12 protein-coding genes and 1 pseudogene are annotated in these 11,682 nt (G+C 73.0%); 5 read left to right on the forward strand and 8 right to left on the reverse strand.

All coding sequences use genetic code 11. The features are described 5' to 3' along the window. Positions 1-11: 11 nt before the first annotated feature. Positions 12-1,421, forward strand: a complete 1,410-nt coding sequence (locus N866_RS04400) for an NADH-quinone oxidoreductase subunit N (RefSeq protein ID WP_245612355.1) — start codon at positions 12-14, stop codon at positions 1,419-1,421. Positions 1,422-1,486: 65 nt separating this feature from the next. On the opposite strand, the gene N866_RS20800 is transcribed toward N866_RS04400, so the two are convergent. After that, complete coding sequence (locus tag N866_RS20800) at positions 1,487-2,599, reverse strand: prolipoprotein diacylglyceryl transferase (RefSeq protein WP_052022377.1); 1,113 nt, start codon at positions 2,597-2,599, stop codon at positions 1,487-1,489. Between the two features lie 511 nt (positions 2,600-3,110). After that, positions 3,111-3,440 carry a hypothetical protein gene (locus tag N866_RS20805; RefSeq protein WP_155855200.1) on the reverse strand — a complete coding sequence of 110 codons (330 nt, stop codon included), beginning with the start codon at positions 3,438-3,440 and terminating at the stop codon, positions 3,111-3,113. A 266-nt stretch (positions 3,441-3,706) separates the two neighbouring features. Here N866_RS20805 and N866_RS04415 point away from each other — a divergent pair, with 266 nt between their 5' ends. Then, the gene (locus N866_RS04415) at positions 3,707-4,336 is read left to right on the forward strand and encodes a class I SAM-dependent methyltransferase (RefSeq protein WP_216699374.1); all 630 of its coding nucleotides are present in this window, start codon (positions 3,707-3,709) and stop codon (positions 4,334-4,336) included. A gap of 144 nt (positions 4,337-4,480) precedes the next feature. Then, entirely contained in the window at positions 4,481-6,100 is a 1,620-nt protein-coding gene (lnt, locus tag N866_RS04420; protein WP_052022384.1) for an apolipoprotein N-acyltransferase, read from the forward strand. On the opposite strand, the gene N866_RS20310 is transcribed toward lnt, so the two are convergent. Together N866_RS20310 and N866_RS22680 are read right to left on the reverse strand one after the other, a co-directional pair. Continuing rightward, positions 6,033-6,224, reverse strand: a complete 192-nt coding sequence (locus tag N866_RS20310) for a DUF3105 domain-containing protein (protein ID WP_342668385.1) — start codon at positions 6,222-6,224, stop codon at positions 6,033-6,035. The two genes, lnt and N866_RS20310, sit on opposite strands and share 68 nt — an antisense overlap. 331 nt (positions 6,225-6,555) lie before the next feature. After that, positions 6,556-6,732 (reverse strand): annotated as a pseudogene (locus tag N866_RS22680) (prepilin-type N-terminal cleavage/methylation domain-containing protein); the annotation flags it as partial. A 207-nt stretch (positions 6,733-6,939) separates the two neighbouring features. On the opposite strand from N866_RS22680, the gene N866_RS04430 reads away from it, so the two are divergent. Together N866_RS04430 and N866_RS04435 are read left to right on the forward strand one after the other, a co-directional pair. After that, a complete protein-coding gene (locus N866_RS04430; RefSeq protein WP_034223197.1) occupies positions 6,940-7,518 on the forward strand; it encodes an NADPH-dependent FMN reductase in 579 nt (192 codons plus the stop codon). Between the two features lie 161 nt (positions 7,519-7,679). Beyond that, positions 7,680-8,699: a DMT family transporter gene (locus tag N866_RS04435; protein WP_034223200.1), complete on the forward strand. Its 1,020-nt coding sequence runs from the start codon at positions 7,680-7,682 to the stop codon at positions 8,697-8,699. Between the two features lie 27 nt (positions 8,700-8,726). Here the strand turns inward: N866_RS04435 and N866_RS04440 are convergent, their stop codons facing one another. The 4 genes from N866_RS04440 to N866_RS04455 form a co-directional block, all read right to left on the reverse strand. Then, entirely contained in the window at positions 8,727-9,560 is an 834-nt protein-coding gene (locus N866_RS04440; RefSeq protein WP_034223203.1) for an HpcH/HpaI aldolase/citrate lyase family protein, read from the reverse strand. Beyond that, positions 9,557-10,090: a MaoC family dehydratase gene (locus tag N866_RS04445; RefSeq protein WP_081802322.1), complete on the reverse strand. Its 534-nt coding sequence runs from the start codon at positions 10,088-10,090 to the stop codon at positions 9,557-9,559. Before N866_RS04445 ends, N866_RS04440 begins: the two co-directional genes overlap by 4 nt. Then, positions 10,087-11,265 (reverse strand): acyl-CoA dehydrogenase family protein, encoded by a 1,179-nt coding sequence (locus N866_RS04450; RefSeq protein WP_034223206.1) that lies wholly within the window; start codon positions 11,263-11,265, stop codon positions 10,087-10,089. Before N866_RS04450 ends, N866_RS04445 begins: the two co-directional genes overlap by 4 nt. Next, positions 11,262-11,682: acyl-CoA carboxylase biotin carboxyl carrier protein subunit (locus N866_RS04455; protein WP_034223209.1), on the reverse strand; the 421-nt coding region annotated here is incomplete at its 5' end. The genes N866_RS04450 and N866_RS04455, both read right to left, overlap by 4 nt.

The raw sequence follows: 11,682 nt of genomic DNA on the forward strand, positions 1-11,682 counted from the left end.
GGACGGGTGCCATGTCAGGCAGTCCGACGGACCTCCTGCCCGAGCTCCTGCTCGTCCTCGGGGCGGCGGTCGGCCTGCTGCTGGGGCTGTGGACCCCGCAGCACCGGCAGGGCCGCGTGCGCCTGGTGGCGTTGACCGCAGCGCTGGCCAGCGCCGCCGCGGCCGTCCCGGCCCTGCTGGGCGACGACGTGACCGTGTACGGCGGGACGTGGGTGATCGACGAGGTCACCGGCGTCGTCCGGCTCACCGTCGCACTGTCGACGGCGGCCGTGCTCGCCCTGTCGTCCAGGTCGCTCGCCGGTCACCCGCGGGAGACCGAGGCATACGTCCTGATGCTCCTCGGCGCCACGGGCGCCGTCGCGCTGGCTGCGGCCGGGGACATGCTCATGCTGGTCGCCGCCTACCTCGTGGCCAGCGTGCCGCTCTACGCACTGGCCGGCTTCGTCAAGGACAGCCGTGGGACCGAGGCCACGCTGAAGTACTACCTCATGGGCGCCTTCGCGGGAGTGCTCATGCTCGTCGGGTTGACGACCCTCGTCCTGGCGACGGGTGGCTCAGGCTACGCCGGGCTGACGGATCGCCTGCCCGGGGCACCGACGTCACTGGTCGCGGTCGGGGCCATCGGCCTGCTGGCCGGCGTCGGGTTCAAGGCCGGTGCGGTACCCATGCACTTCTGGGTCCCGGACGTCATCGCGGGCACGACGCCGGCCATGGCTGCGTTCATCACCACCGTGCCGAAGCTCGGTGCCGTCGCCGCGGCGTTCAGGTTGCTGGAGGGCCCGTTGGCGGAGCCGGGCGTCGACGTGGCGCTCGTCGTCGCCGTCATCGCCGCGCTGAGCATGACGTGGGGCAACCTCGCCGCCTTCCAGCAGACCGAGGTGCTGCGGCTGATGGCGTACTCGACCGTCAGCCAGGTCGGCTACCTCTTCATGGCCGTGGCGGTCGCCGCGCGGACCGACCTCGCCGAGCCCGCGCTGGCGCTCTACCTGGCGGGGTACGCCGTCACGAACGTGGGTGCTTTCGCCGCGGCTGCCGCACTCCCGCAGGCACGAACCCTGACCGACTGGGCGCGTGCGGCGCGTCGGCGGCCATGGCTCGTGGGGAGTCTCGTCGTCGTCCTGCTCGGGCTTGTCGGCACGCCGCCGACCGCGGTCTTCGTCGGCAAGGTGACGGTGTTCGCGGCCGCCGCCGATGGTTCTTTCGGGTGGCTCATGGTGCTGGCAGCGGTCAACACCGTGGCGAGTCTCTTCTACTACCTGCGCTGGTTCGGGCCGGCGGTCCGGATGACCGCCCGCCCGGCCGGCACCGGTCCTGCAGCCGACGTGCTGCCGGCACCTGCACGCACTGCGTACGCCGCGGCCGTCGGGTCGCTGCTCCTCGGGGCCGGGGCCGGGCTGTGGCTCCTCCTGGTCGGACTCTAGGCGCGCCCCGACGTCCAGGACGCCGCTCCACGGCGCGGGCCGCTGTGGGTGGCGGTGGGGTTGGTTCAGCCGAGCAGGAGGGCGGCCAGTGCAGCGGCCAGGAGCGTGAGTGCGGCGGCCAGGGTGATGTGGCGGCCGTGGCGGGTGCTGCGGGGTACCCCGCGTAGGGGGAACAGGATCTGGCGGAGGGCGATGTAGGCGGCGACGCCGGCGATGAACAGGGCTCCGGCCGCGGAGGTCGGTACCTGCCAGGCGATGATCGCGGTGAGCAGGGCGAGGGTGGCGGCGGCGGCGGACTCCATCAGCTGGACCGGGATGCGGCGGGTTCCGACGCGGCGGTCGGAGGACCACACGCCCCATCGGGAGCGGGTGGGCAGGCCGGCGCAGCACCCACCGAACAGGCAGCCGAGCCGGCCGACTGCTTGGCCGACGAGCAGGGCGGGCACGGTGGCGTCGAGCAGGTGGCCGATGGGCAGGTCTTGCAGGGCTCCGCCGAGGACGAAGGTCACGGTCGCCACGATGACGAAGCCCTGGACGCTCAGCCCGGCGAGGGCACGCCCGCCGGACTCCTTGAGGTGGGTGAGCCGGTAGTAGATCTTGGCACCGGCGGCGCCCAGGATGCTGGCGATCAGGGCCAGGATCAGGACCTTGGTGGTGGGTAGTCCGTGGGCGCGGGCCAGGGTGCTCTGCAGGATCAGGGCCAGGACGACGCCCAGGCCGACCATGGTGGGCCAGGCGCCGAGCACCACCCCGGGTGCCCGCATGGTCGCGACCGGCGCGAAGGTGGTGGACCCGACGCCTTCGGCCGAGGGCAGTCGCACGGCGTCGGAGGGTTTGCCGCCGTGGGGGGTGGCGATGGCTTCGGCGGTGACGTGCCAGCGTCCTGGTGCCTTGTCCACGACGCGGTGGGTCAGTGCGGTGCGTCTGCTGCCGGGCTGTACCTGGGGCAGGGTGGCCATGGCGACGAAGTCGTCGGCGGGGGTGCGGGTCCCTTCGACGTCGAGGCGTCGCCCGGTCAGCCGGACCCTGACCTCGTGCGGGCCGGTGGCGGTGGGAGGGTCGAACCAGTAGGTGATGCCCAGGGCGTGGGGGCGCAGCTCGGCCACGGCCGAGAAGGGCGAGGTGATGAACTCCAGCGCGCTGGTGGTCCCGGCTGCGCCACCGACGCGGGCGAGCAACGGTGTGGGTTGCGCTGCCGGAAGTGGGGCCGGCCCGGGTGCCACCTTCGGGCGTCGGTCGGGGGTGACGGTGCTGGTGGTCGTGCTGCCGGGGGCTCGGGCCGCCCCCTTGGGGCGGGCCGTGGGCAGAGGTACCCGGGCCAGGGGCACCCGCCCCTGGGTCGCCCCGGTCAGTGGTGCCTGGGTCCCCAGGGGGAATCGGATCGGCGCCGAGTGCCCGGTCCCCGGTGCGGGGTGGGCGGTCCCCGGTGCCTGCTTCGTCCCGGGTGCGGCCCGGTTCGACGAGGACCCCTTCCCGGACCCCGCCGCCGGCTTCCGCTTGCCCGAGGACCCCCGCTTGGCCGGACGACGCGCCATCACTAACCCTCCCGAACGATGAACCCGTATCCCTACATCATGCCGCACCGAACCCTGCCCCGAGCCCCGGGGCCAAGGCGGTCACGGTCCAGTGGGGATCCCGCACCGCGCGGCGATGCGTCGTCGACGCCTCAGCGGCAGCGGCGTCGAGGTGTCAGTGGCACCCGCGTGGGCCCGATCCGGCTCGGGGGTCGGTGTCCTTGCCGGCCGTCTCGACGGGCGAGGCGAGCCTGGCTCCACCGGTGTGCCCGAGGTGGGGGTCGGCCGTGCCGCGATCCTCACGATTCCCCTGGTCACCACGCGGCCCGGCGCCATGCCCGCCGTGGCCGCCATGTCCGCCGTGGCCGCCGGCATGCATCGCGATCATCAGTCCGACCACAGCGAGGGAGAGGATGGTTCGGCCCGGTACCCCGGCGGCCCACGCCAGCAGCGCCGCGACGCCGATCCCTAGGTACAGCTTCGTCGACATACTCTTCAGGGTCATCCGGACTCCATCTCACGCCACGGTTCACATGCGCCCTTCGGCCTTCAGACCAGCCTCCCGCGAGGCGATGGAGGTCAGGCTGCACGTTCGGTCAAGGTTCTGTGTCGTTGTGCGTGGTACGTCGCCGATGGTGACCTGTCTTCACCAGGTCTTGATCGACACCACCGTGGTTGTCGCCGATGATGGTCGGTATGGTCACACCACTCGCTGTGAGCGCTCCTGAGGCGCATGGGCGTGCCGCCGTCAGGCGGTGGTGAGCGGTGCTGATGAATGCGCTCGAGAGCGCAGCGGTGAACAGCACGGCGCGTCGTGCGCTCCAGCGGTTCTTCGAGCTGAGCTGGCTCATTCGCCTCGGTGGGCGGCTCGACGGCGGACGGGCGTTGGAGATCGGCTGCGGGTCCGGTTACGGGACACAGCTCATCATCGAACGGATGGGCGCTGCGTCGGTCGACGCGGTGGACCCCGATCCTCGGATGGTCGACCGGGCACGGCGCCGTCTGCGCCGGCACGCGAACGTGGTGCGGATCGTGCACGGGGACGCACTGGACCTCGGCGGGGCTCTCGGGGCGGAGGGTGGGTCGTACGACGCAGCCTTCGACTTCGCGGTGCTGCACCACATCGAGGACTGGCGCGCCGCGCTCGACGAGGTCGCCCGCACGCTACGGCCGGGTGGACGCTTCTACTTCGTCGAGGTGACGTCAGCCGCACTCGCCCGGCCCACGTACGATCGGTTGTTCGACCACCCGGAGCACGACCGGTTTGCCGCCGGCCAGCTCCTCGCGGAACTGTCTCGCCATGGACTGGACGTGGGCCCGAGGTGGAGGACGTTCATCGGATCGGACTACGTCCTGGGCGTCGCGCGACGCGCTGGACCGTCCGCTTCGGGTCCCGAGTGAGGGCGCGAGCCGGTCGGACTCGCGCGCGTGCCCTCGTAGGGACCACTACTACTACGACGAACTGGGAACGATGACCATTCTCCTGCCTGTCGTGACGGCCGTCTCATGACGACGTCAGCGTCCGTCAGCCGCCGGACGGCGAGCATGACTGGTCCGGTGCCGGTGCGCGGTACTGCCGGGCCGGTCCTGCCGCGCCGGTCGTGGTCGGTGGTGCTGGCCGTCGCTGCCGGTTTGGTCACCGAGACGGCGTTCCCTGGCCGGTCCTGGTGGCCGATGGCCTCGGTCGGCGTGGCCGTGCTCCTGCTCGCGCTGCGGCGGGACTCGGCGCGCTGGGGCTTCGTGGTGGGCCTGCTGTACGGCCTCGCCTTCTTCGCGCCACACGTGTGGTGGGCGAACGAGGCCGTGGGCCAACCGATCGGATGGGTGGCGCTCTCGGTGTTCCAGGCGCTCTACCTGGGTGGTTTCGGCGCAGCCTGGGTGTGGGTGCGGCGCGGCGGCTGGGTGCGCCGACATGCGTGGTTGCAGGTCGTGGCGGCGGCGGTCCTGTGGGTCGCCGTCGAGCAGCTCCGGGGCAGGTGGCCCTTCGGCGGTTTCCCCTGGGGGAGCCTCGCCTTCTCCCAGACCGACTCCCCGCTCCTGCGCCTGGCGCCGCTGGGTGGCGAGCCACTGGTCACCGGCACGGTCGTTGCGGTCGGCGCCCTGCTGGCAGCCTTCGTGACGAGGGCGACCACGCGGCGTGCAGGTGCTGCGGGTCTGTCCCTGCTGGTCGCCGTGGCAGTCGTGCTCCTGCCGGTGCTCGTGCCGCTCAGCACGGGCGCGGAGTCGGGCACCCTTCGGGTCGGCGCGGTGCAGGGCAACGTGCCCACCCAGGGCGCCGAGGCGATGTCCCAGGCGCGTCAGGTGGTGGCGAACCACGCGGCGGGCACGCGTTCGCTGCTCGAGCAGGTGGATCCCGGTGAGCTGGACCTCGTGCTGTGGCCCGAGTCGGCCTCGGACATCGACCCCCGTACCGACGCCGACGTCGCAGCCGTGGTGGACGGCGCCGCACGTGCCGTCGCCGCACCGATCCTGCTGGGCACCCAGCGGTTCTCACCCGGGCTCCGGTACAACGACTACATCCTGTGGGAGCCGGGTTCCGGGGCTGACCCGACGGTCCAGTACACCAAGCAGCGGCCGGTGCCGTTCGGCGAGTACATGCCCTACCGCGAGTTCTTCCGTCGGCTGACCCCCGTCGTGGACCGGATCACCACCGACATGGTGGCCGGCACCGGACAGGCCATGATCCAGGTGGACATCGAGCGTCTGCGGCGCTCGGTGCCGATCGCCACCGCGATCTGCTTCGAGGTGGCCTACGACGACCTGATCCGGGAGGGCGTGCTCAGCGGGGGTGAGCTGATCGTGATCCCCACCAACAACGCGTCGTTCGGGCTGACCCAGGAGTCGACCCAGCAGCTGGCGATGTCCCGGTTCCGCGCGGCCGAGCACGGCCGGGCGGTGGTGCAGGTGTCCACCGTCGGGGTCAGTGCCCTGATCGGTCCCGACGGCGGCGTGCTGGACACGACGGGCCTGTTCACCGCCGAGCAGATGGTCGCAGAGCTGCCGCTCCGGGTCTCGCTCACTCCGGCGGACCGCCTGGGGGAGTGGCCGGGGCTCGCCATCACCGTGCTCGGCGTCGTGCTCCTGGTCGCGGGGTTCGTCAGGCGTCGACCCCACCGGAACAGGCCGCCCCAGGCTCGGGAGTCTGCTCACCCTGCTGGTACTTGACCATGAACTGCTCCAGACGCGGGTCGTCCACGCTGTCGAGCGCGAGCTGGGTCTCCCAGGCGCTGGCGACCACGGGCTGCGGCAGACCGTCGAAGGGGCCCGCTGAGGTCCGGCTGGGTGGCACCGAACGTGCCGGCCGCCGGTCCGGCCGGGGGCAGGGCGGCGAGGCCCTCCGCGCGCCGCGCCGCGGAGCCCTCCGCCGAGGACAGGACCCACACCGTGTCCGTGCCGGGGGCGGTGCCGTAGATGACGAAGCCCCCGGCGCTGCCGAACAGCACGACGCTGTTCCCCGGTGAGAGGGCCACCTCCTCCTCGGCGGCGAGCTCCGTCATGGTGGCCGGGTAGTGCCCGTGCGTGGTCGCGTAGGCCGTCGCGGACGTCGCCAGGCCGCGGAGGTCCGAGGTGAGCGATGCGTCGACGGCGCGTTCGCGGTGACCGAACCAGGCCGGGAGGCCGATCGAGGCCAGCACCCCCAGGATGAGGAGCACGACGAGCAGCTCGACGAGCGTGAAGCCCGCCGTCCCGCTCGGACGGACCGTGGTGCGACGCCCCTGCTTGTGCATGTGCCCTCCCTGGCAACGTGCGCCGCGCCGGCTCCCCCCGCGCCCTGCGGCTCTCCTTACGTGGTTCATGTGCGGGCGCGGGGCCGGAGTTGAGGTCGAGGACCGGCTGAGATCCGTCACGACGGTGGTGCGTCCGACCGGCGGAGGTCGTGACGGGGCCGCGCTCGCCGCGCGGGGAGCGCCGGGAGGGAATATGGTTGAACCTTCATTTAGTTTGTCGGGGTGCGCTGTCCGCACCGCGACGGCTCGCCCCACCGAGAACGAGGACACCTCCAGATGACCCGCATCGCCATCGTGACCGGCAGCATCCGCCCCGGGCGTCAGAGCCTCGACGTCGCCCGCTGGGTGAAGTCCTTCACGGACGAGCGCAGCGACGCCGAGTTCGAGATCGTCGACATCGCCGACTTCCACCTGCCCGTCTGGGCGGAGGGCACGTCACCGGCGTTCGCGCCGGGCGGGTTCTCCGAGGTGTCGCAGGCCTGGGCCGCGAAGATGGCCGAGTACGACGGGTACGTGTTCGTCGTCGCCGAGTACAACCACTCGGTGACCGGGGCCCTCAAGAACGCCCTCGACTACCTGTCCACCGAGCTCAACGACAAGGCGGCCGGCTTCGTCTCCTACGGGTCCGCCGGCGGGGCCCGTGCGGTCGAGCACCTGCGCGGCATCCTGTCGGAGATGCAGGTCGCGCACGTCCGCAACGCCGTCCTGCTGTCGCTGTTCACCGACTTCGAGAACTTCTCCACCTTCGCGCCCACCGCGGCGCCGGCCGCCGCCGTGGCCCCGATGCTCGACCAGCTGGTCCGCTGGGCCCGCGCCATGGAGCTGATCCGCGCGGGCGAGCTCGCCGCCGTCTGAGGCCCGTCGCGGGGCCCGGCCGGACGGAGACGACGGCCGGGCCCGGCCGTGCGGCGGTGACACTCGCGCCGCCCGTGCCCGGCGGAGGGCTCGCACCACCTACCGTCGTCCCATGCTCTGCACCGGCCGACCAGCCACCCCGTCGACGGCGAAGGGTCGCGATGCGTAGGGGAGTGCTGCGCGCCGGCCTCGCGGCGCTGCTCTTCGGCGCGTCGACGCCCTTCGCCGCCCAGCTGGCCAGGGACGTCAACCCGTTCACGCTCGCCGGTCTCCTCTACCTGGGTGCGGCGCTCGCGGTCCTGCCCGGCGCGGTGTCCCGCCGTCCCGACCCCGCGGCGCTGCGGCGCGGCGCCCCCCGCCTCGCGCTCGCCGTCGTCGTCGGTGGGGCCGCGGGACCGGTGCTGCTCGCGCTCGGGCTGCAGCACGCGTCCGCCGCGAACGCCTCGCTGCTGCTCAACCTCGAGCTCGTCTTCACCGTGGTGCTGGCCTCGGTCGTGTTCCGGGAGCACATCGGTCCGCGCGTCGCGGCCGGGACGCTCCTCGTCGGTGCGGCCAGCCTCGTGCTGGCCGGCCCGGGTGCGACCGACGGGCTGCGCCTCGGCGCCCTGCTCATCGCGGCGGCGTGCGTGTGCTGGGCGATCGACAACAGCGTCACCGCGGAGCTCGACGAGCTGGCCCCCGTGCACATCACCTTCGCCAAGGGGCTGGTCGCCGGGACCGCGAACACGGTCATCGGGCTGACGGCGGCGCCGGCCCCGACGGCGGGCGTCGTCGGGGCGGCGCTGCTCATCGGCGCGCTGGGCTACGGGCTGTCCATCACCCTCTGGGTGGCGGGTGCTCGCGACCTCGGTGCCGCCCGTGCGCAGGTGGTGTTCGCGACGGCACCCTTCCTCGGCGCCGTGGTGGCGTGGACCGTGCTCCGCGAGCCGGTCCGGATGCCCACGGTGGTCGCCCTGCTCCTGGCGGCCGTGGGCGTCGCGCTCGTCTCGCGCTCCGACCACGCGCACGAGCACCGGCACGAGGCCACGGTCCACGACCACGAGCACACCCACGACGACGGCCACCACGACCACGTCCACGCCGACGGGTTCACCGGGCGGCACCAGCACCCGCACGGGCACGGCGCCGTGCGGCACAGCCACCCGCACGTGCCGGACCTGCACCACCGCCACGTGCACTGACCGCCCCGCCGCGGCCGCCCCGACGGGTCAGCCCTGACCGGCGTCCCGCAGGACCCGCTCGGCGTGACGCAGGACGGGCCCGTCGACCATCTGCCCCTCCCACCGGAAGACCCCCTCGAGGCCGGCGGCCGCCTCGAGCAGGCGACGCGCGCGGTCCACCTCCGCCTCCGTCGGCCGGTACGCGGCACGGACGACGGCGACCTGGCTCGGGTGGATGCACGCGGTCGCCGCGAACCCGGACGCCCTCGCGTCCGCCGCCTCGGCCGCGAGGCCGTCGGCGTCGCCGATGTCCAGGTGCACGGCGTCGATCGCCGCCCGGCCGTGCGCGCCGGCCGCGAGCAGGATGGACGCCCGGGCCAGCCGGGCGACGTCGCGGTACGTCCCGCCGTCGTGCCGGCTGGAGGTGCCGCCGAGCGACGCGACGAGGTCCTCGGCGCCCCACATCAGGGCGACGACACCGTCCGCCGCCGCGATCGACGGTGCCGCCACGACCCCCGCGGCCGTCTCCACGAGCGCCACGACGTCCCAGGGGCCCCGCCGGCGCACGGCGGCGACGTCCTCGGCCGACGACGCCTTGGCGAGCATGACCGTCCTGTACCCGGTCGCGGCCAGTGCGGCGACGTCGTCGTCGAACCACCGGCTGCCCACCGCGTCGACCCTCACGATCGTGCGGTCCGGGTCCAGCGTCGAGGCCGCGAGCGCCTCGCGCGCGGCCGCCTTCGCCTCGGGTGCGACCGCGTCCTCGAGGTCGAGGATCACCGCGTCGGCGCGCTCGGCGGCCTTCGCGAAGCGGTCGGGCCGGTCGGCCGGGCAGAAGAGCAGGGCCGGACCCAGGGTCCACGCCGTGGTCGCAGGGGTCACGGCTGCTCCCGGCACAGGAAGAGGACGTTGCGGCTCGCGGTCACGACGACGACGTCGTCCTGGTTGCGACCGGTGTGCTCGAGCGTCACCACGCCCTGCCCGGGCCGGGACCGGGACAGCCGCTTGGCCGTCACGACCGTCTCGGCGTAGAGCGTGTCCCCGTGGAAGAGCGGGTGGGGGAACATGACCTCGGTGAAGCCCAGGTTCGCCACGATCGTGCCCTGGGAGAGCTGGGCGACGGACAGCCCGACGAGCGTGGACAGCGTCAGGAGCGAGTTCACCAGGCGCTGCCCGAAGGGCTGGGTCGCGGACCACGCGGCGTCCAGGTGCAGGGCCTGGTGGTTCATCGTCAGCGTGGAGAACAGGACGTTGTCCGCCTCGGTCAGCGTGCGGCCCGGACGGTGCACGTAGCGGGCGTCGACCTCCAGCTCCTCGTAGTACCGGCCGCGCTGCACCACCACCTCCCCGGCGGCGGTGCCGTGGCCGGGGGAGGTGTGGCTGGGTGAGACCAGGGCGTCGTCGGTGCTCATGCCGCGGTCCCGAAGCCGAGCTCCCTCGCGATGATCATCAGCTGCACCTCCGTGGTCCCCTCGCCGATCTCCAGCACCTTGGCGTCGCGGTAGTGCCGCGCGACCGCGTTCTCGTTGAGGAAGCCGTAGCCGCCCCAGATCTGCGCGGCGTCGTGCGCGTTGGCCATCGCCGCCTCGCTGCTGATCATCTTGGCGAGGCTGGCCTGCATCTTGAAGGGCTTTCCGGCGACGATCCGGTGCGCGGCGTCGTAGGTGGCGAGCCGGGCGGCGTGCGTGCGTGCCTGCATCCGGGCGATGGTGAAGGCGATGTGCTGGTTGTCGCCGATGGCCCGGCCGAACACGTGCCGCTTCTTGGCGTAGCGGATCGCCTCCTCGAGGCAGCCCTGCGCCGCTCCTGTGCACAGCGCTGCGAAGGCCACGCGGCCCTCGTCGAGGCTCTGGATGAAGTTGGCGAACCCCCGCCCGCGCTCCCCGAGGATGTTGGCCTCGGGCACCCGGACGTCCTCGAAGGTCAGGGGGTGCGTGTCGGAGGTGTGCCACCCGACCTTGTCGTACGCCGGACCGACGGTGAATCCGGGCGTGCCGGAGGGCACGAGGATCGCGGTGAGCTCCTTCTTGACGGAGCCGTCCACGCGGGTCTCCTCACCGGTCACGGCGGTCACGGTGACCAGGCTGGTGATCTTCGACCCGGAGTTCGTGATGAACTGCTTGGTCCCGTTGATCACCCACTGGCCGTCCTCGAGGTGGGCGGTGGTGCGCGTGCCCGCGGCGTCCGAGCCCGCCTCCGCCTCGGTCAGTCCGAAGCCGGCGAGCGCCTCGCCGCGGGCCAGCGGCGGCACCCAGCGCTGCTTCTGCTCCTCGGTGCCGCGCCGGTAGATGGGCATGATGCCCAGCCCCACGCCGGCCTCGAGCGTCACCGCGATCGACTGGTCCACCCGCGCGAGCTGCTCGACCGCGAGGCACAGCTCCACGTACGTCTTGCCCTGGCCGCCGTACTCGGGGGAGAAAGGCAGGCCGAACAGCCCCATCCGGCCCATCTCGGCGATGATCCCGTACGGCAGCTCGCGCTTGGTGTCGTACTCGTACGCGGCCGGCGCGACGACCTCGTCGGCGAACTCGCGCACCTGGTCGGCGAGCTGCTGCTGCTCGGTCGTGAGGTCGAGGTCGTGGCTCATCCCTGAGTCCCTTCGTGGGGGTGGGCGGCGATCGTCGCCACCACCTGGTCGAGCGCCACCCGGTCGGCCGGTCGGGCCGTGAGGGTGACGATGCCGTCGGACGTCGCGGCAAGCCTGTGCTCCATCTTCATGGCCTCCACCGTGAGCAGCGGCTGGCCGACGGTGACGTGGTCGCCGGACTCCACGTGCGCGGCGACGACGGTCCCCGGCATGGGGGAGCGGATCTCCGGCGCGGCCGTGCCACCGTCCTCGCGGGCCGCGGCGGCGAGCAGGTCGGCGAGGCGCTCGGCGCGGTCCAGCCGGCGCACGGCGACGGCGGCCCCGTCCATGCCGACCCACGTCGTGGCGCCGTCGGTCGCGATCCGGACGTGCCGGACGGCGCCGTCGAGCTCGAGGGTCGCGGCGGCGCCGTCGCGG

Origin of the sequence: Actinotalea ferrariae CF5-4 (assembly GCF_000603945.1) — a bacterium.
In the GTDB taxonomy this organism is placed as follows: Bacteria; Actinomycetota; Actinomycetes; order Actinomycetales; family Cellulomonadaceae; genus Actinotalea; species Actinotalea ferrariae.